The organism is Phyllobacterium sp. 628 (genome assembly GCF_014189505.1).
In the GTDB taxonomy this organism is placed as follows: domain Bacteria; phylum Pseudomonadota; class Alphaproteobacteria; order Rhizobiales; family Rhizobiaceae; genus Phyllobacterium.
This window is the reverse complement of record NZ_CP050301.1, coordinates 54,627-74,726: the sequence shown is the minus strand read 5'-3', so window position 1 is coordinate 74,726 and position 20,100 is coordinate 54,627. Positions and strand designations below refer to the sequence as shown.

Below are 20,100 nucleotides of genomic sequence, written 5' to 3'. Positions count from 1 at the left end.
AAGCATCATGACCACGACATTGAAAGATACGCGTCCTACCCCAAAGCCCGGTGTTCTCGATATTGCCGCCTATGTGCCCGGCAAGGAATCCGCACCCGGTGTGGCCAAGGTCTATAAGCTGTCTTCCAATGAAACGCCTCTGGGCGCGAGCAAGCACGCGACCGAAGCTTATCATGCGGCATCCGAACGGCTTGAAATCTATCCGGATGGTCAGGCAACGGCGCTGAAAAAAGCCATCGCCGATGTTCATGGTCTCAACGCTGACAATATCCTTTGCGGCAACGGTTCGGACGAACTGCTTGGCCTGCTCTGCCAAACCTATCTCGCGCCCGGCGACGAGGCCATTTACACCGAACATGGCTTCATGGTGTACAAGATTTACATCATGTCCGCCGGTGGAACGCCGGTGGTCGCCAGGGAAAAGAATGAGCAGGCGGAAGTTGATACGATTCTTGCTGCGGTGACGCCGCAGACCAAGATCGTGTTTCTGGCTAATCCGAACAATCCGACCGGCACCTATATTCCATTCGAGGAAGTGCGGCGTCTGCATGCCGGACTGCCGAAGAATGTGCTGCTCGTGCTTGATGCAGCCTATGCTGAATATGTGCGCCGCAACGATTACGAAGCCGGGGTTGAACTGGTGTCGTCATTCGAGAACGTGGTGATGACCAGAACATTTTCCAAAATCCATGGGCTCGCCGCCCTGCGGATTGGCTGGATGTTCGCTCCGGCTCACGTCATTGATGCCGTCAACCGTATTCGCGGCCCATTCAATCTGAATTCGGCGGCCATCGTCGCCGGTGCTGCGGCGATTCGCGACCGCGCGCATGTCGATAAGGCCGTTGCCTTCAACGACAAATGGCTGCCATGGCTGACAGAACAACTGTCGGCGCTGGGATTGCGCGTCACGCCGTCAGTCGGCAATTTCGTGCTTGTCCATTTTCCTAATGAGGCAGCGAAATCGGCTGAAAAGGCCGACGCGTATCTCACGAGCAAGGGCTATATTTTGCGCCGCGTTACGGGATACGGATTTCCTAACGCGTTGCGCCTTACCATTGGATCCGAGGAAGCCAATCGCGGCGTAGTCGCTGCACTCTCCGAATTCTTGAAGTAGCAAATGTCTAGAATCCATTTCGATACAATCGCACTGATCGGCATCGGCCTTATCGGTTCGTCGCTGGCGCGCGTCATCAAACGCGAAGGCCTTGCCGATCACATCGTCATCTCAACCCGCAGCGAAAGCACCCTGAAACGCGCAGAAGCACTCAGCCTTGGCGACAGTTATATTCTTGATAGCGCTGATGCCGTCAAAAATGCCGATCTCGTCATTGTGTCCGTGCCCGTCGGCTCTTCAGGCGCAGTGGCCAAACATATTGCCGGGTCGCTGAAACCCGGTGCAATCGTCACCGATGTTGGTTCGACCAAAGGGTCAGTGATCGCACAGATGCAGCCCGAACTGCCGGCGCATGTGCACTTTATCCCGGGCCATCCCCTGGCCGGTACGGAATATTCCGGACCTGATGCAGGTTTCGCCGAACTCTTCGCCAATCGCTGGTGCATCCTGACGCCGCTTGAGGGCACGGATGCTGATGCGCTCGATAGACTGACAAAGTTCTGGGAAGCCTGTGGTTCACGTCTCGATACGATGGACCCTGTGCATCACGACCGCGTTCTGGCCATCGTCTCGCATCTTCCGCACATCATTGCCTACAACATTGTTGGGACGGCAAGCGATCTGGAAGAAGTCACCAACTCCGAAGTGATCAAGTATTCGGCGTCGGGTTTCCGTGACTTCACCCGCCTTGCGGCGTCAGATCCGACCATGTGGCGTGACGTCTGCCTGCACAACAAGGATGCGATTCTTGAAATGCTGGCGCGGTTTTCCGAGGATCTGGCTTCGCTGCAGCGGTCGGTCCGCTGGGGTGATGGTGATGCGCTGTTTGATCTGTTCACCCGCACCCGTGCTGTCCGGCGCGGGATCATCGATGCGGGTCAGGAAGTCGATGCGCCTGATTTCGGCCGTCAAAAGGCTAGTGCGAAGAGTTCCTGATAAAGCTGCATAGCATTTGTGCGTGGTTCGACAAGCTCACCATGAGGGAGATGAGTGGGCTGCAAAGCAATCGTGCAGTTTGTCGTAAACTTGCAGAATCTAGCTCCTGCAATCCTCACTCTCCCTCATGGTGAGCTTGTCGAACCACGCACAATATCGTGTGCAATCCGATCTGCCCTCACAATGAGGGCAGGCGGCCGATACTGATGAAGCCAACCGACATCTTCCCGTTCTTGACTGTGACGGGGAGAGTTGGTGCGCCGCTTGCATCCCTCGGCACAAAGGCCATAGCCTGAACGACGGACGAGATGATCTTGTCCTGTCCGGGAAGCACAGTCTTGACGGTATTGGCTACGCTTTCCGGATTGCGCAGAGTGACCTTGAAATCGCCGCTGATCCGGCCATCATCGGCAATCGAGAACGGTCCTGATATAGCAATACCGCTGCCGTCAGGCAGCGCCAAATCGACCTTGCGCAGGGTTCCCGACTGACCACGAAGAACGGTGATGTCCCGTTCCGTTTTGCCCAGAAGGGCAAAGCCATTTGCCAGCTGTATATCGGCAGAACCAGTCAGTTCCGGCAAGGGCTGGTTATAAACCACGTTATCGGCAAATTTCAGATTGCTGAACGATAGAGCAACATCCATCGCGGGTGTGGTCGTGCGAAAGTGCAGTTGCCCGTCTTTCATGGTTGCAAGCGGCGTAGCAGTGCCACCGTCGGGCGCCCGCTGATTGACGACGACGTTGCGTCCTTCGATAGACAGGCGCTGTGGAATAGGCTTGTCGAGCCGCACGCTGGATTTGAGGTTTTCCCAGTTCAAATCAAGGGGCATCATGCCGGGCACATCGACCTTGGCGGGGCCGTCAATCTCGCTGACGATGTGAAACGGCGCATAGACCTGCGCAGCGGAGCGAAATGCACCGGCGCTGACCGAAACAGACTTGGCCTGATCCACCCATGCAACGCTCGAGCAATTGAGCCCGAGGCGGAAAGGATAGCCGCTTGCCGATGCATTCTCGCAAGCGGCGTTGATGCCCTTCTCTTTGAAACCGGCAATATTGGTTGCGACGCGTGTTTCCAGCATATTGGCGAGATAATACCATCCGCCCGTATAGAGTGCGCCGACCGCAACAATACCCACGGCCAGGAATCGGATACGCCTTCCGGCATTGTAGCTTTTGGCGGGAGTGCTTGACGTCATGGTCCGGGTCTCGCTATCGGTCAGGAAAGAAGCTTCGAAGTGAAGCACAGCTATCAGGACGGATATGGGCGATTTTTGGGTCTTTGGCTATGGTTCTCTGATGTGGAAGCCCGGCTTTGCACATGTCGAGACGATGCATGCGCGTCTATATGGCTACCGGCGGGCCCTTTGCGTGCATTCCTATGTGCATCGCGGAACGCGTGAGCGGCCGGGGCTGGTGCTGGGTCTTGACCATGGCGGCTCGTGCCTTGGCCTTGCCTTTCGGGTGCCGGGTGAGCTGGAAGAGGAAGTCGTTACCTATCTGCGCGAGCGGGAGCTGGTAACAAATGTCTATCTGGAAAGGCGGCTTGCGGTGCGCCTCAAGGATGGCCGCAAGGTTGAAGCGCTGACCTATGTGGTTGATCGTCACCATGTTCAATATGCCGGAGCATTGACGGTTGACGAGGCTGCCGCAGCGGTTCGGGGCTCGGTTGGTCAATCCGGCCGCAATGAGGACTATGTGCACAATACGTTCGAACATATGCAGAAGATGAATATCCGTGACCACTGGTTTGAATCACTGGTGGCTGCGATCAATCGCGATGTCGGTTAGGCTGCAACAGCCTTTAATATTAAGGCGATTGGCCCCACCCTCCCCCCCTTGTGGGGAGGGTCGCTGCATAGCAGCGGGGTGGGGGGTGAATACAGCTATCCGGTTTTTGAAAACTCTTTATCTTTTATTTGAGTACCCCCCACCCCGGACCTGTTGGTCCGACCCTCCCCACAAGGGGGAGGGTAAGTACGAGTGCCTTCTGCGCAAGCTCCGCTTGGTGACTACACAGCCCACTCATCTCCCTCATGGTGAGCTTCCTGAGCTTGTCGAGGGGCGAACCACGTACAATACATCTGCAGCAAACGAATCTCAGACCGTTACACCCAGTTCCTTCAACCGCTGAACCGCTGTGGGTGGCATGGGCGGCGGGTTCTTTGACTGCGCAGCTTCGATCAAAAGTTCATCGCACGCCGCTTCGGTGACTTCCTGCAGCTTTTTCAAAAACGCCTCAGGTGTAAGGCCGGGTTGGATCGGCGGCAGGATGCGGCAGCGGATCGTACCGGGAAAGCGGCGGAACTTGCGGCGCGGCCAGTAAAGACCGGCAACATGCGCGATGGGCAGTACCGGAACACCAAGCTCGCTGTAAATATGCGCCACGCCATATTTGTAATTCGGTGGTGCACCGGGTGCGGTGCGTGTGCCCTCAGGATAGATCATCAACTGACGGCCTTGGGAAACTGCTTCCCGCGCACCCTTGATGGCGGTCTTCATGGCGACAGAGCGTTTGCCGCGATCAATCGGCACCATCTTCATTTTCAGGATGTACCAGCCGAACAATGGGATCCACATCAACTCGCGCTTGAGGATGTAAACCGGATCGGCGATCTGCGGCAGAAATGCATAGGCATCCCAGAAGGACTGATGCTTTGGCGCGCAGATATACGGGCCATCGGGAATATTATCGAGACCTTCAATCACATGATCAGTGCCAGCCAAGGTTTTTTGCAACCAATGGTTGGACTTCGCCCAGTTCTTCGGCACAGCCCAGGCATTCTTGCGGGGGCTGAGGAAATAATAGGGTGTGAAGATGATCATCTGAACGATCAGATTGAGATAGAATGCGATGTTGAAGACAATTGATCGGATGATCGTCATGGGAGTCCCGGTCATATCGGTAAGTTTGAAGCTCTCGTTATAGCAAGTTACCGCCGCCGTGAACTCCCCAATCTCACGACGTCTTCACCCATTTGACCATGGTCTGCGTGATGCTCGAGAGATTGTCGGGCAGGGCGGAGCGTATGACTGCGCCCAGATATTTCACATATTCGACCAGCAGCACACGCACGACCTGACCACGCGCCAGCCAATCGCCATTGCGCAGGTCGCTGTTGACGATCGGATAGGGAATGAATTCGATGTCTTCGGAGGCCCGTCTCAACTCCACCATGGTCCGCGGCATGTGATAATTGTTGGTGACGACGATAACGCGGCTGTAATGATTGGCCTTGGCCCATTTGATGCTCTCGGAGGCGTTGCCGATTGTATCCATGGCGGAGCGGTCAATATCGACGCAGCATTCGAACAGGGTTGCATCGCCGCGCGTGACGCGCTGCAATTCGCCGCGTTTTGTCGAAGGATGCACGCCACTGATGAAAAGCCTTTCGCCGCGCTTGTTCTTCAGAAGATCAAGAGCGCCTTCGATGCGTGAATAACCGCCCGTCAGAACAATGATGCCATCGGCAGGTTCGACCATGTCAGGCGTTTGCATCGTGCTGACGTGATCACTGAAAACAATGAAACCACCAAGGAACAGGCCGAGGGCCAGAACGCCAAGCAAAAAAAACGGCCGCGCGAAGCGTTTTCGCATGGCAGACACGAACCATCCTGCGCGGCCTTTCTGGCCTGCAGGGGATCTCGTTGTTGCTGTCGTTCGCGCCGTCCATGGTGGGGTCACGCATTGCCTTGTTCGAGGGATATATTCACTGAAGCCTATAGGCGCTTGAAGCCAAAACTCCCGTAAATTTAATCGTATCAATTTGAATAGATGTGGTCAGGTATCGTGACTCTCGCCCGTGCGTCCGTCTACCTGCCTTAAATGCGCTATGACCGTCATTCGTGTTGTAATCATGGTCAAAACGCTGACCGCCAATATGATAAGCACAACGCCGGAATAACCGCCCGAGCCGATGGAAAAATTGCCGAAGAGCGCTGTTGCCTGATCCGCCTCCGGCGTTGCCAGATTGTGGGATGACCACCAGCCGATAATAAGAAAGATCAAAATAGCCAACGCTCCTCCGCACAATGCACCTTTCAGCGCGGTCCAGAAGAAATGGCGTTCAAATTGCCGGGCGACGAATTTCTGTTCCGCACCGATGAAATGCAACACTTCGATGATGTGACCATTACCGGCCATGGCGCCCCGGGTGGCAAAAATAACAGTTAGAACGGTTGCAGCGATAACCAGTCCGAGCACTGCCATGCCGATCAGCACGGTCGAACGGGCCATGGAAACGAGCCGGTCCACCCATGTGCGGTGATCGTCAAAGCTTGCGCCGGGAACATTCTTTACAAGTTCGCTGCGCAAGGTGGCGAAATCCGGCGGGTTAGCCTCATCGAGCGTCACCACCACAAGCCGGGGTACCGGAAGCTCGTCAATGTTCAGCCCAGTGCCGAGCCATGGCTCCAGCAGGCGGGCGGTTGCAGCCCGGTCGATCACATGGGTGGACTTCACCCCGGCAAAGCCCTGGGCAAGCTTGCTGGCCTGTTCCAGCCGTGCTTCCATGTCCTGACCCTCGATCGGGCGGATCTGGATGGTCGCCTCGGTCGAAATCTGGCTTTGCCACGTGGCGGCAGTGGATTGAACAAGGCTAACAGCCCCGATGGTAAGGCAGGCAAGGAAGGTCATGATCGCGATGGTAATCATCAGGGCATGACCGACGACGTTTCCGGCGGGTACAATGGACACTTGCGGATTCTTGCCGCGAACGAGGGCGAGGCCCCGTTGGAACCACTCCCGCGCCTGTTCCTTGAGCCGGACATCGTCAATCATAGATATCAAGCCTCCCCTGATCCAAAATCATGCGCCGGGCATTGATCTGGTCCATCAGAGTAAGGTCGTGGGTGGCGATGACGACAGCGGTGCCGGAGCGGTTCAGTTCGCCAAACAGGCGCAGCAGACGGCGAGCGAGCGGCGGATCAACATTGCCTGTGGGTTCGTCCGCCAGAAGAATTTCCGGCTGATCGATCAGGGCACGGGCAATGGCGGCGCGCTGCTTTTCACCGCCGGAGAGAACCGGCGGCAGCACATGCATGCGTTCGCCAAGGCCAACCCATTGCAATAGTTCCTGCACTTCAGCACGATAGGTTGCCTCTTCCTTGCCGCGAACGCGTAGCGGCAGGGCAACATTCTGATAGGTCGTCATGTGATCGAGCAGGCGGAAATCCTGAAAGACGACGCCGATCCTGCGCCGCAACATCGGCATTTCCTTGGACGAAATCGTGGCGATGTCCTTGCCGAACACGGTAATGAGACCGCGCGTGGGTTTCAAAGTCATGAAAAGCAGACGCAGCAAAGAGGTTTTACCCGCACCCGAAGGGCCGGTCAAAAACTGGAACGAACGAGGCGAAATATGGAGGCTGACATCACGCAGAACCTCCGGGCCCATCCCGTAGCGTAAACCGACATTCTCAAAACGAATCAAGCGCGACTTTCCAAGTTTCTTGTCCACGCGTGTTTTATTCAGCGCGGACGGATTTGACCACCCACCAATCGCCGCATCCATTCGTCGAAACATTAATTATTGGGCGGTAGGATTGCGCCATGATTCGCAGGAACATGACTGCAACATGGCGGAACGACCGGAAAACGAGTGATCGCACGATTTAAATCCATGGATGTGACGCGCGTTTCGCACATCGCACCCGGACTTCATTTTGACAAAGGTGGGGTTGAGGACGCGATTTATGAAACCGTCGGGCCTCTTTCACAGGTGCAGCTGTTTCCCCGATCGCCAGACACTGGAACGCCCGGCAGCCGCATGGCAATCCTGCGGCGATCGCATCACAGGCAAAGCCGGATGCCAGGATTTGCCTATTGGCTGCTGGTTGCAATCATTGCTGCATCAACCTTTTGGATATCGGGCGGGCATGTGCTTTTCACCGCGCCACGCGCGTCCGAGTTGCATGCCGTATCGCCGCTGCGCAATGATTTGAAACCGCACTGATAGTCCATTAACGATGATCCGCAGCGCTCGGTTTTGCATTTGTGGCCAGTATCAGGCTATAGGGTGCCTCTCAGACCTATCACCGGAAAGTCAGGAAACGTTGCATGCCGAAGGTTGGCGAAAAAGAAATCGATGTTCTGTTCAGCGCAGATGTGATTGCCGCCCGTAATCTTGAACTTGCCAAGGCTATCGTTGCCAAGCATTTCGACAACCTTCTGGTCATCTCGATTCTGAAAGGGTCGTTCATATTTGCTGCCGATCTGATCCGTGCCATGCACGATGCGGGCGCTGAGCCCGATGTCGAGTTCATCACCGTGTCCAGCTACGGTAAGGGCACGGAAAGCAAGGAAGTGCGGCTTCTGCGCGATATCGACAGCGATGTTCATGGCCGCGACGTGCTTTTGATCGACGATATCCTGGAATCGGGCAAGACGCTGAAATTCACACGCGAACTGATGCTGGAACGCGGTGCGCGCAGCGTTTCGATTGCCGTCCTTCTGGACAAGAGCGTGAAGCGCAAGACCGATATTGAAGCTGATTTCAAAGGTTTTGAATGCCCCGACTATTTCGTAGTCGGTTATGGCATGGACGTCGGGCATTCCTTCCGGCAATTGCCCTATGTCGGTGTTGTCAGAGACTAAAGGCTTAGTCGAACTTCAGCAGGCGCTCGAGATAATCTTTTTCTTCCTGAGGGCTTAGAGCATTACCGAGGCGCTTGCGGATTTCATCGAGAATCTGGCGCGCACGCTGCACATCTGCAGCGCCGGGCAGCATGTTTTTGTCAGGTCCGAAATCAGCGCCGGTTGATCTGGAAGGCCGGCCAAGAGGATCTCTGTCGCTTTGTTGAGGCTGCCCATTCCGGCCGGTCTGGCCCATCGCCTGCATCTGCTTCATCATGTCCTGTCCGCCCTTGCGCAGGGAGTCCAATGCATTGCTCTGCTGATCGAGCGCTTGCCCGCCATCGGCGTCCCCGAGTGACTTCTTGGCTTCGCCCATGGACTTGCCGGCGTCGCCGAAGTCCTTGTTCGGCGTGATGCCCTGACCATTGAGATCATCTGTCAGTTGCTGCAGGTCTGACTGAAGTTTGCCTTGGCCGTCCTGCAATCCTTGCAGGGCTTTGGCGATTTCCTCGTCAGACATCTGGCCCTGATCTTGCTGGCCGTCCTTGCCGGACTCACCATAATCCTGCTGCATGCGGTTCTGGCGCTGCTGTTCCAGCTTGTGCGTCTGGTTCATCATTTCCTGCTGACGTCGCATCAATTCGCCAAGCTTGTTCATCTGCTGCTTCATCTGGTCGCCCTGACCATCTTTGCCATTCTGGCTTTGCCGCATCTGCAGATTGTTCAGCATGTCGTTGAGCTGCGAAAGCAATTGCTGGGCTTGCTCTTTCGAGCCCTGTTTGGCCAGTTCCTCGATCTGCTTGAGGATGCGGTCAATATCTTCCTGACGCAGTTCGCGGGCATTGGGATCGGCCTGCGCCGTTTTGGGGCTGCGCTGTGCCTGCTGGGCAAGCTCACGCATATATTTGTTCATGGCTTTACGCAGATCCGCCATGCGCTTTTCGATTTCTTCCGGGCTGGCATTCTGTTCGATTGCCTGCCGCAGCGCTTCCTGAGCTTCGCGCAGGCTGCGTTCGGCTTCCGACAAAGCCCCATCTTCAATGCCTCGGGCCACCTGCCACATATAGCCGACGACATCGCGCAACTGGTCGTCGCTGCGGGCAAGATTAAGCCGCGAACGGATACTGCGCAGTGCCAGATAATAGGTGGGGTTGTTGATGGTCTCTTCCGGCCAGATGGTGAGGGCATCGAGCATATCGAGCACGTTGCGCTTGGCATTGGCATCCAGTGCCAGAACGCGCCGCTGCTCGACAACAGCGCGGGCCAGCGGGTTGGCAAAGGGGCGCTCGGGCATCACGAGGGTCTTGGTCTCGCTTCTTGCTTCCTGCCCCGCATCATCGGTGGCAAGCAGCGTCATGCGGATTTCGGAACCGGCCCAGACATGTTCGGTCAGGTCTTTGGTTGTTTTGGTGTCTCCGCCTTGGGAGCCCCGCTTGGGCAGGCTCAGAGGCAGCTCAGGTGCGGTGTAAAGCGGGTGGGCATCTTGTGCGGGCGGCAGAGCCTGTTCGATCTTTGCCAGCGCACTGGCTGCGCCGTAGTCATCCTTGATTTCGTAGGTGAGTTCCATCGTGCCGTTGACGGCACTCGATGGTTCCTTGGTGAAGCGGATGCTGGGAGCTTGATCCGGCAGGACGGAAAAAGCCCATTCGGAATGAAGGCTGCCATTGTCAGACAGACCAATGCTGGTGTTGGTATCCAACGCGATTTCAAAGTTGCGAGGCTGATCCTTGACCGGGGCAGCCTCTTCCGCCTTTTTTCCTTCCTTGACGGCGACGTCGGTTGGCTTGCCATCCGGGAGCGTCTTCGTGACTTTTTCGGTGCCATTGCCACCAATCACGCGAATGACAAGGATGCTGTTCTGCGGAACGGTGAACTGTTTTTCCAGATCATTGGCCGACGACGTCAAAAAGACCGGCGGCCGGCCGGTATAGCGTGGCGGTGTTACCCATGCATCGATACGCGGCGGGATAGCATCGCTCGCGCCGTGGCTTCGAAAAGCATCGCTCAAATGCCCGCCAAACGGACTGCCGGAAAAGGCAAAGGCAACAAACAAAAGCAGCCCGACAACAGCACGCAAACCCCAAGGGTCGCGTTCGGGAATATCGGTCTGCGGCAGGCCGCTTTTCAGACCTCTGATCCGCTCCGCCATCCGCTTGCGGTGTTCGTCCCACAGGGCCTGCGCGAAGGGATCATCTTTGCTGGTGGCAATCGTTTCAGACTGAATGGCGATTGGCTGATGATCCAGCGCATTGACGTCTTCAAGGCGGCGGCTCACGTCGGCCTGATCCGGCAGGCGGAATTTCAAGAGAATATAAAGGCAGACCGGAAGCGAAAGAAGGAACAGCGCCAGCAACCCGAGCCGGGCCAGATCCGGAACCATTCGGAAAATACCGAACCACGACAGGATTACGAAGAGTGCGGCGACAAGCACAAGCGGCAAAAGGCGAGGCCAGAGGCGCTCGAACGCGAGGGTCAACCATGCGGACAAGCGGAGGCGATCGATACTTTTGAAAATATCGAACCTGACCCTTTCAGCGTCCCGTTGGTCGGGGTGTTGACCGGTCATCCTCACTCCATCTCGTCAACGGCGGTGATTCCTGATGCACGCGTTGATGTTCAACAAGAATAGCATTCATCGTGGCAAAGGCGAGGCCTTGGCGCAAAAAGCTCATCACCCTTGTGTGTAAAGGGCGATTTATAGCCAGTCCGGGATTGAATCGAGACCGATCAGTTCTTCATAGGACGTGCGCGGCCGCACAACATGGAAGCGGTCGCCGCTTACGAGCACTTCGGGTACGAGCAGGCGGGTATTGTAGGTCCCAGCCTGCACGGCTCCATATGCGCCCGCAGTGCCGATGGCGATCAGATCACCCGGGGCGGGTCGCGGCAAATCACGATCAAGGCCGATATAATCGCCGGTCTCGCACACTGGACCAACCACGTCGCCGCGAATGCGCGGATGCGCTGCGGGCGCTTCTCTCACCGGTCGGATTGTGTGGAAGGCATCATAAAGTGTCGGGCGGATCAGATCATTCATGGCCGCATCGACAATGATGAAATTGCGCGCATCGCCCTCTTTAACAAAGATGACTTCGCTGACAAGAATACCAGCATTGCCGACAATCAGGCGGCCGGGCTCAAAAAATCGTCTTCAGGCCAAGCGGCTTGATGTGCTTGGCAGCAATGGCAGCATAAGCGTCGGGCAAGGGTGGCGGATTGTTGTCGAAATGATAGGGAATGCCCAGCCCGCCGCCGAGATCGACGTGTTTGATATCATGGCCATCGGCTTTCAGATCGCCAACCAGTTGCGCGAGCAAAGCAAAGGCGTCTTCAAAGGGCTCCAGATCGGTGATCTGGCTGCCAATATGCATATCGACGCCGGTAATCCTCAGATTGGGCAACTTGGCGGCACGGGCATAGACCGAGCGGGCCTTGGCCAGCGGAATGCCGAACTTGTTCTCGGACTTTCCGGTCGAAATCTTCTTGTGGGTCTTGGCATCAACATCCGGGTTGATGCGCAGCGAGACCGGGGCGATCTTTCCTGCCGCAACCGCACGGGCGGACAGCATTTCGAGTTCAGGCTCGGACTCAACGTTGAAACAGTGAATTCCGGCAGCAAGCGCATAGTCCATTTCGCCGGGCTTTTTGCCGACACCGGAGAAAATGATCTTGCTGGCGGGGATGCCCGCTGCCAAAGCGCGGCGCAATTCGCCCTCCGACACAATATCAGCGCCGGAACCCAGGCGAGCCAATGTCTTCAGGACAGCCTGATTGGAATTGGCTTTCAACGCATAGCAAACAAGTGCATCCATCTCGGCAAATGCCGCGGCAAACACCTTGTAGTGGCGCTCGATGGTAGCTGTCGAATAGCAATAAAAAGGCGTCCCGACTGCCTTGGCGATATCTGGAATACTGACATCCTCGGCATGAAGGATGCCGTCCCTATAGTCAAAATGGTTCACGGAAAATCAGCCTAGATTATCGAGTCGAGGAAAAAGCGCTTGTCTTGAACAGGAGGCTTGGCTGGTTTCGGCTCACCCGGAGCCGGAGTGGTGACGGACGCGGGTGGTGGCTCAAGCGGGCCCTTGCGGCCGCAAGCCGATACCGCGCTCACAATCGCAACCGCCATCAGAATTGTCGTCAAGTAGGAACGGCTTGTCATAGATTTTGATCCTGTCGTCCGAAAGTATGTTGTTCTGTCTATCGCAAGGACGCTGCGTTTGCATCCCCCTACATTCGACTTACGATTTCGTGATGCGTTTTTGCCAGTATTTGATCTGTTTGCGCACTTGTTCCGGTGCCGTGCCGCCAAAGGATTTGCGGCTGCGTACGGATTTGTCAACGGTGAGGAAACCAAACACGGCGTCGGTAATGCCGGGATGGATTTCCTTGAGGTCTTCCAGCGCCAGTTTTCCGAGCTCAACCTTCTTCTGCTCCGCCAGAGCCACGGCACGGCCGGTCACATGATGCGCTTCACGGAAGGGCAGGCCAAGCTCGCGCACCAGCCAGTCGGCAAGGTCTGTTGCCGTGGAATAACCGGAGCCTGCAGCCTTTTTCATCGCTGCGGTGTTGATGGTCATGTCGCCGACCATGCCGGTCATCGCGGCAAGAGTAAGCTCAAGGGTTTCGGCCGCGTCAAAAACGGTTTCCTTGTCTTCCTGCATGTCCTTGGAATAGGTCAGCGGCAGGCCCTTCATGACCGTCAAAAGCCCGACGAGCGAACCGGTGATACGGCCGGTCTTGGCGCGCACCAGCTCTGCAGCATCGGGGTTTTTCTTCTGCGGCATGATCGAGGAGCCGGTGGAGAAAGAATCCGACAGGCGCACGAAACCGAATTGCGGCGTGGACCAGATGACGATTTCTTCGGCGAGACGTGACAGATGCGTTGCGGCAATGGCGGCCATCGACAGAAATTCCAGCGCATAATCGCGGTCCGAAACGCTGTCGAGCGAATTGCGGGTGGGCTCACGGAATCCGAGCTCTTTCGCGGTCATGTGCCGGTCGATGGGGAAACCGGTTCCGGCGAGCGCTGCCGCTCCAAGCGGCGATTCATCCATACGCTCGATCGCGTCTTTCACCCGGCTCAAATCACGGCCGAACATTTCGACATAGGCCATGCAATGGTGCCCAAAGGTGACGGGCTGGGCGGTCTGCAAATGGGTGAAACCCGGCATCAGGGTCGCCGCATGTTCTTCGGCACGCTTGAGGAAAGCCTCGATAAGCTTTTTCAGGGCGGTTGCCGTGCGTTGCAATTCTTCCTTCACCCACAGCCGGAAATCGACGGCAACCTGATCGTTGCGCGAGCGTGCCGTGTGCAGGCGGCCGGCCGGTGCACCGATCAGGTCGGCAAGGCGCGACTCGACATTCATGTGAATGTCTTCAAGTTTGCGTGAGAAAACGAACTTTCCGCTTTCGATCTCTGACAATATCGTGTTCAGGCCCTTTGCGATCTTGTCGTGGTCATCCGCCGCGATTATGCCGGTTTTCGCAAGCATGGCAGCATGGGCAAGTGAACCGCGAATGTCCTGGGCATAGAGTTTCTGGTCAAAGCCGATGGAAGCATTGATTTCTTCCATGATGGCAGCCGGACCTGAGGCGAAACGGCCTCCCCACATTTCATTGCTGTTTTTCTTGTCGGACATTGTAAAACCTTGGGTGAGCCTTGGGCGGATAGACGGAAAGTGCAAAATATGGACAACGGCAACGAAACACAGAAAACCACTTCACGCGGCAACAGGAAAATCATTCTTCTTGCTGCGCTCGCAGGCATAGTCGCCGGTGCGGTTGGGGTATACGTGATCGAGCGGCCTTCTGGCAATATTGTTGCAGGAACAAACGCGCCGGATCAATGCACGGCAAAGGCTGATATCGCCAAGAAGATTGATGCGGCTGCCACAGGGGGCGTCGCAGCCATGCGCGGCGCTGACAAGCCGCAATCCATGTCCTCGCTGTCGTTCACCGGACCCGATGGCAAGCCGGTGCGACTGGCAGACTTCAAAGGCAAGACGATACTCGTCAATTTGTGGGCCACATGGTGTGCACCTTGCCGCGAGGAGATGCCGGCGCTTGATGCCTTGCAGGCCAAAAAGGGCGGCGATAATTTTCAGGTTGTGACCATCAACATTGATACAGGCGATGATCAGAAGCCCAAAGCATTTCTTGGCGACATCGGCGTCAAGTCGCTCGCACTTTACCGCGATCCGACTATGGGCGTATTCAACGAATTGAAGCGCAAGAACCTGGCGTTTGGTCTGCCAGTGACTATGATTGTCGATAAAGAGGGCTGCCAGATTGCAGCCATGAATGGTCCGGCACCCTGGGAAAGCGATGACGCGTTTCGGTTGATCGATGCAGCAATTGCGGCGCAGTAGAAGATAAGGCGAAACGTGTCTTTCACCCCCTCTGTCCTGTCGGACATCTCCCCCGCAAGGGGGAGATCAGCCTTCATCGATATCGCTACCAATCTTTGACATATGAATTTAAGCGAAAGCATTCATGTCGATGTGATCTCCCCCCTTGCGGGGGAGATGTCCGACAGGACAGAGGGGGGTGAATATTTCTTTTGCTGGTGTTTAAAATACAAAAACCCGCCGGGGAATTTCCACCGGCGGGTTTTTAATATTTGAGTCGTGCAACTGACTTTATTCAGTCGGACCGGCCGCAGCTTTGCGGGCCTTTTTGGCCTTGTACTTGTCAAAGCCCGAAGGGTCGCCTGGCTTGCGTTCCTTGGGCTTCTTCACCTTCTCAGGCTTTTCGGCTGTCCAGCCTTCCGGCTTTGCCTTGGCTGGTTTGGCGGCCCAATCGGTTTTCGGCTTATCGTCATAGGCGCGCGGCTTGCGCTCTGCCCAATCACGCTTCTCGCCAAAATCCTTTTTCGGCTTGAAATCGCCGCCTTCACTGCGGCGCGGCGATGAGGGGCCTGCACCTTCGCTGCGGGTGATGTTCACACCCTTCTCGCCAGTGCCGTACTGCTTGATACGGGCAAGGAAAGCGTCAGCCTTGCTGGCTGTGATTTCAAAACGGGTTTCAGTCTCGAGAATCTTGATCGAACCCACATCGGTCTTGGTGATGTCGCCAGCCTTGCAGATCAGCGGCAGAAGCCAGCGCGGTTCGGCGCGCTGTTTACGGCCAACACTGAGCGAGAACCAGGCGCCGCTTTCGAACTGTTCGAAACGATCGGAGCGAGGGGCGCGATCACCTCGATCACCACGATCGCTTCGGCCGGGACGGTCGTCGTAGCTACCCTTGCGGATCGGTTCCATGACGTGGGCCGGTGTGTTCGACAGCTCTTCCGGCGCAGGACGCGCTGCCATCTGCTGACGCAGATAGGCGGCGGCGATCTGTTCGGCGGAATGCAGGCCGAGAAGCTCGCGGACATGTGCGCCTTCCTCGTCCGTCATCACTTCAGTCAGTGACGGATCGTTGAGGATACGGTCATGGTTGCGCTTGTTGATAGCAGCAGCATCCGGTGGCGGTACCATCGTGGTGCTGAGCTTTGCCATCTGCAGCAGGCGCTCGGCCGAACGACGGCGGGACGCCGGAACGATCAGAACGCAGATACCTTTGCGTCCGGCACGGCCCGTACGGCCGCTGCGGTGCAGCAGTGTATCCGGGTTGGTCGGAAGATCGGCATGGATGACGAGATCGAGATTGGGCAAATCGATGCCGCGGGCGGCAACGTCGGTGGCGACGCAAACGCGGGCACGGCCGTCGCGCATGGCCTGCAGCGCATTGGTACGTTCGGCCTGGCTGAGTTCACCGGAAAGCGACACGACGGAGAAGCCGCGATTGGACAGGCGGCTGGTCAGATGTTTGACCGCTTCGCGGGTGGACCCGAACACAATCGTGTTCTGTGCATCGTAGAAGAGCAGTGCATTGATGATCGCATTTTCGCGTTCGCGCGGGGCGACCGGCATGATGTGATATTCAATATCGCTGTGCTGGGATTTTTCGCTTGTTGCAGTGATGCGCAGCGCATCGTTCTGGAACTGCTTTGCCAACTGGGCAATAGGTTTGGGGACCGTGGCCGAGAACATCAGGGTGCGCCGGTCTTTTGGCGCTTCGCCGAGAATGAATTCGAGATCTTCACGGAAACCGAGATCAAGCATTTCATCGGCTTCATCAAGAACAACGGCGCGCAGCTCGGTCATGTCGAGTGAGCCACGCGTGATGTGGTCACGCAGACGGCCCGGTGTGCCGACAACGATATGGGCGCCGCCTTGCAGGGCACGGCGTTCCTTGGTCATGTCCATGCCGCCGACGCAGGAAGCGATGCGCGCGCCGGTCTTTTCATAAAGCCACTCGAGTTCGCGGCGTACCTGAAGGGCAAGTTCGCGCGTCGGGGCAATAACCAGCGCATAGGGTGCGCCAATGGAGGTGAAACGGTCGGCGCCTTCAAGCAGCGTCGGCGCGATGGCAATACCGAAGGCAACTGTTTTGCCGGAACCGGTCTGAGCGGAGACAAGAAGGTCGGCACCATCTGCTTCCGGGGCAAGTACCGCTGTCTGCACAGGGGTCAGGGTCTCATAACCACGGGCCGCCAATGCACCGGACAGCGCCGGGGCGATAGAATCGAAAATAGTCATTAATGAACTTTCAAGTACGTGTTTGGGCTGGTGTTTTCGGCTCGGCATATGTTTAAGCTCGAGCGGCACGCATATAGCTTTGTTGCGCTCTCGTAGAGGTTGCGGCTCCTTTCGTCAATGGCAGGGACGCATAGCTCGGTTGCAATTGAGCGGGAACAGAGGCCTCAAGGCCGAAATTTGGTACATGATTTGCCGTTGCGCAGGCTCAGAAGCTCATCCTATCAAACCACATAAACGGCTTCTGCAAAACAGGGCCATCGCGGGTGATTAATAATTACGCTTTGAAAAGTGTTGCATATATATTGAACAATTTGATTTTTCTATGTTAGAGGATGCTCATTGGATTTTTGTAGATTTTATTTTGAAGTTTTTGAAAGATTGCCATGAAATTTTGTCATTTATTGCTATTTGCCGTGCTCGTTCTTGCTGCATGTGACGGCTCCAATTCACCCGACCCGGCAAGCGATGTTTCGGAGAGGACCTTTACCGACAAAGGTGACTTATCAACCTTAGATGCACCTCCGCCGCATACCATTACTGAATTGCCACCAGTAGGAAATATCACTCCGCCAGCGCCATTGCCCGAAGTGGGTGAGCAGTTTCTGACTTCCCCCACAGGCGTCCCCTATGCCAAACTTGCAACGCTTTACCCCGGCCATCTGGGACCAATGGTGGATGACGGCATGATCCTGCCCTGGTTGTCCAAACGTGCGCCTCTGAGGTTTAAAGTTAACGTTCAGACGGCGATGGACACCGACGGTGACGGTAAGCTGGATCGCATTGCGTTGCGTATTGTGCAGCCAGCGGAAGTTGCCGAAGGCTTGAAAACGCCTGTGGTCGTTCGCCCCTCCATCTATTACGAAGATCCAGAATATTTGTCCAAGAGACGAGCACCGTTCCTTGGTGAAGATCAATATATTCGGATGGGGTTCACCGTTGTCTATGCGGATTCACTTGGGTCTAATGAATCTGAGGGTTGCCCGTCGATTATGGACGCTACTGAACGTCAAGCCATGGCAGATGTCGCGCGCTGGCTGACGAATGATCCTCTTGTTGAGGGAACGGACGAAAAGGGTGACGCGGCGCGTGCATCCTGGTCAACGGACCATATCGCCATGGAAGGAATTTCTTACGGTGGAACCTTGTCTACAATGGCTACCGTTATGGAGGTGCCGGGTCTTGAAGCCAATGTTACGGTGGATGGCATCAGCAATGCGTACGATTATTTCGCGCGCTATAACGGTGTTGTGCCCAACGACGACGCCTCTGTAAGTCTTACTGGCTTTGTTTTGAGTTCCGGAACGGTGAGGGACGCCAGAAGAAGTATATGCGCAGCCAACCAGAAGAAATTGGAAGATGGCGTCGACAACACGACGTTGGCGTATAACGATTTTTGGAAGGAACGTAACACGCTCGTGCTGGCAGGCAAGATCAAGGCCGCGACCCTCATTGCGCATGGCCAGAGCGATAATAACGTGAAGACAAAAAACGGTGTCCAGTTGTATGACACATTATATCAGATGAAGAAGCCCGTGCAGTTGTGGTTCCACAGCCGGAATCACGACGATCCGGTTTGGCAAAAGGAATGGCAAAAGGAGATTCTTCTCTGGTACTCCCGCTATCTTTACGGGGTGAATAACGGTGTCGAAAAACAGCCCACTTATGTCAGGGAAACACCGGCTGGCGATTTAATTGCCGGGGATCTCATTCCCCCGAGCATAAATGATAAAAGCAATACGCTGGTAGGCCATTGTGACACGAATAGGACTAACGCTCATTCGCCCCGGGATTGCATCCCGAACGGAGAACTCCTTGTAAAGGAAGATGCCTGGCCGAAAACGGAAGTTGTGTCCTATTATCTTCGCCAGAACAGTCCTGCTCCAGGCTTGTTGCTCACACCAAACGCTGGGGATGGAACTACGTCCACGCCTGTCAGCTTTAATGGAAACGGCGACAGTGGTGTTTTTGAGACCCAAGCCCTTCTTGATGCGACCCGCTTTGCCGGCACGATCAAAGTTGCCATGATGGCGCGCTTTCTTGACGGGGTGCCATATCTTAAGGCTACCCTCCTGGTTGATGGCAAGAGGGTAACGTGGGGTTGGGCCAATCCCCGCTTTTACAAGGGGTTGGAAAAGCAGGAGATGATTGCCATGGACACCTATTATCCGATTTCACTGGAGATGATGCCACGGGATTTCACGGTGCTGCCGGGGAGCAAAATTTCACTCCGGATCGAGGGGTATCGGAGCTGGGAAAGCGATGGCGCAAAACAAACGACCTTGGATCTGTCCCAAACAACTCTTGATATGCCGCTTGTTCCAAGGGCTCATCCAGCGGCTGTCATGACACTCAATTGATACGAAAATCGCGACATTGCGGTTGTGCCGGGTATAGGCGGGCACAACCATGGCTCTAAGAAGAAAACCCAGCTCGTTTCAGGCGTACAACAGCAAGATCGAGCGCAGACAGAAAGGCCGAGCGATCTTTTGGTGAAAATGGCCGTGGGCCGCCGGTTATCTGCCCGGCGGAGCGCAGCTCATCCATCAGATTGCGCGTGGCCAATGTGTTGCCGATAGATGCCTCGGTGAAGGCACGGCCTGTGGGTGAAATCGCGTCGGCACCGGCTTTGACACAGCGGCTGGCGAGCGGAATGTCGGCGGTTACGACGACATCGCCGCGCGATACGCGTTCGGCGATCCAGTCATCGGCGGCATCGAAGCCGTCGCTGACAATGACCCGCTCGATCATCGGATCGCGCGGAATGGTGATGAAGGAGTTGGATACGACGAAGACTTTGACCCCGTAGCGCTCGGCCACACGGTAAATTTCAGCTTTCACAGGGCAGGCGTCGGCGTCGACATAGATGGTAATGGTTTTCTGATCGTTCAT

17 protein-coding genes and 1 pseudogene are annotated in these 20,100 nt (G+C 56.0%); 7 read left to right on the top strand and 11 right to left on the bottom strand.

Annotated features, from left to right (window positions below; translation table 11 throughout):
* The first annotated feature begins 7 nt into the window (after positions 1–7).
* The gene (hisC, locus tag HB779_RS01795; protein ID WP_188344122.1) at positions 8–1,114 is read left to right on the top strand and encodes a histidinol-phosphate transaminase; all 1,107 of its coding nucleotides are present in this window, start codon (positions 8–10) and stop codon (positions 1,112–1,114) included.
* 3 nt (positions 1,115–1,117) lie between these two features.
* Entirely contained in the window at positions 1,118–2,050 is a 933-nt protein-coding gene (locus HB779_RS01790) for a prephenate/arogenate dehydrogenase family protein (protein WP_188344121.1), read from the top strand.
* 178 nt (positions 2,051–2,228) lie between these two features.
* Here the strand turns inward: HB779_RS01790 and HB779_RS01785 are convergent, their stop codons facing one another.
* Positions 2,229–3,251: a DUF2125 domain-containing protein gene (locus HB779_RS01785; protein WP_188344120.1), complete on the bottom strand. Its 1,023-nt coding sequence runs from the start codon at positions 3,249–3,251 to the stop codon at positions 2,229–2,231.
* 64 nt (positions 3,252–3,315) lie between these two features.
* Here HB779_RS01785 and HB779_RS01780 point away from each other — a divergent pair, with 64 nt between their 5' ends.
* Positions 3,316–3,843: a gamma-glutamylcyclotransferase gene (locus HB779_RS01780; RefSeq protein WP_188344119.1), complete on the top strand. Its 528-nt coding sequence runs from the start codon at positions 3,316–3,318 to the stop codon at positions 3,841–3,843.
* Between the two features lie 309 nt (positions 3,844–4,152).
* Here HB779_RS01780 and HB779_RS01775 read toward each other — a convergent pair whose 3' ends face one another.
* The 4 genes from HB779_RS01775 to ftsE form a co-directional block, all read right to left on the bottom strand.
* On the bottom strand, positions 4,153–4,938 hold the full coding sequence (locus HB779_RS01775; RefSeq protein ID WP_188344118.1) for a 1-acyl-sn-glycerol-3-phosphate acyltransferase: 786 nt from the start codon (positions 4,936–4,938) through the stop codon (positions 4,153–4,155).
* A 73-nt stretch (positions 4,939–5,011) separates the two neighbouring features.
* Entirely contained in the window at positions 5,012–5,650 is a 639-nt protein-coding gene (locus tag HB779_RS01770; RefSeq protein WP_188345741.1) for a YdcF family protein, read from the bottom strand.
* A 183-nt stretch (positions 5,651–5,833) separates the two neighbouring features.
* Positions 5,834–6,832, bottom strand: a complete 999-nt coding sequence (locus HB779_RS01765) for an ABC transporter permease (protein WP_188344117.1) — start codon at positions 6,830–6,832, stop codon at positions 5,834–5,836.
* The gene (gene ftsE, locus HB779_RS01760) at positions 6,825–7,484 is read right to left on the bottom strand and encodes a cell division ATP-binding protein FtsE (protein WP_188344116.1); all 660 of its coding nucleotides are present in this window, start codon (positions 7,482–7,484) and stop codon (positions 6,825–6,827) included. The genes HB779_RS01765 and ftsE overlap by 8 nt, the downstream gene beginning before the upstream one ends.
* Positions 7,485–7,652: 168 nt before the next feature.
* On the opposite strand from ftsE, the gene HB779_RS01755 reads away from it, so the two are divergent.
* Together HB779_RS01755 and hpt are read left to right on the top strand one after the other, a co-directional pair.
* The gene (locus tag HB779_RS01755; protein WP_188344115.1) at positions 7,653–8,006 is read left to right on the top strand and encodes a hypothetical protein; all 354 of its coding nucleotides are present in this window, start codon (positions 7,653–7,655) and stop codon (positions 8,004–8,006) included.
* 104 nt (positions 8,007–8,110) lie between these two features.
* Complete coding sequence (gene hpt, locus HB779_RS01750) at positions 8,111–8,647, top strand: hypoxanthine phosphoribosyltransferase (RefSeq protein WP_188344114.1); 537 nt, start codon at positions 8,111–8,113, stop codon at positions 8,645–8,647.
* Positions 8,648–8,651: 4 nt separating this feature from the next.
* Here the strand turns inward: hpt and HB779_RS01745 are convergent, their stop codons facing one another.
* The 4 genes and pseudogenes from HB779_RS01745 to argH form a co-directional block, all read right to left on the bottom strand.
* Complete coding sequence (locus HB779_RS01745; protein ID WP_188344113.1) at positions 8,652–11,192, bottom strand: TIGR02302 family protein; 2,541 nt, start codon at positions 11,190–11,192, stop codon at positions 8,652–8,654.
* A 129-nt stretch (positions 11,193–11,321) separates the two neighbouring features.
* Positions 11,322–12,588, bottom strand: a pseudogene (gene lysA, locus HB779_RS01740) (diaminopimelate decarboxylase).
* Positions 12,589–12,599: 11 nt separating this feature from the next.
* Complete coding sequence (locus HB779_RS01735) at positions 12,600–12,788, bottom strand: lipoprotein (RefSeq protein ID WP_244642443.1); 189 nt, start codon at positions 12,786–12,788, stop codon at positions 12,600–12,602.
* 79 nt (positions 12,789–12,867) lie between these two features.
* Positions 12,868–14,268, bottom strand: coding sequence for an argininosuccinate lyase (gene argH / locus HB779_RS01730; protein WP_188344112.1), 1,401 nt, complete (start codon positions 14,266–14,268; stop codon positions 12,868–12,870).
* Positions 14,269–14,316: 48 nt separating this feature from the next.
* On the opposite strand from argH, the gene HB779_RS01725 reads away from it, so the two are divergent.
* Positions 14,317–14,997, top strand: coding sequence for a TlpA disulfide reductase family protein (locus HB779_RS01725; protein WP_188344111.1), 681 nt, complete (start codon positions 14,317–14,319; stop codon positions 14,995–14,997).
* 270 nt (positions 14,998–15,267) lie between these two features.
* Here the strand turns inward: HB779_RS01725 and HB779_RS01720 are convergent, their stop codons facing one another.
* Positions 15,268–17,211 carry a DEAD/DEAH box helicase gene (locus HB779_RS01720; RefSeq protein ID WP_188344110.1) on the bottom strand — a complete coding sequence of 648 codons (1,944 nt, stop codon included), beginning with the start codon at positions 17,209–17,211 and terminating at the stop codon, positions 15,268–15,270.
* A gap of 383 nt (positions 17,212–17,594) precedes the next feature.
* Here HB779_RS01720 and HB779_RS01715 point away from each other — a divergent pair, with 383 nt between their 5' ends.
* Complete coding sequence (locus tag HB779_RS01715; RefSeq protein ID WP_188344109.1) at positions 17,595–19,568, top strand: CocE/NonD family hydrolase; 1,974 nt, start codon at positions 17,595–17,597, stop codon at positions 19,566–19,568.
* A gap of 55 nt (positions 19,569–19,623) precedes the next feature.
* On the opposite strand, the gene HB779_RS01710 is transcribed toward HB779_RS01715, so the two are convergent.
* Complete coding sequence (locus HB779_RS01710) at positions 19,624–20,100, bottom strand: YaiI/YqxD family protein (RefSeq protein WP_188344108.1); 477 nt, start codon at positions 20,098–20,100, stop codon at positions 19,624–19,626.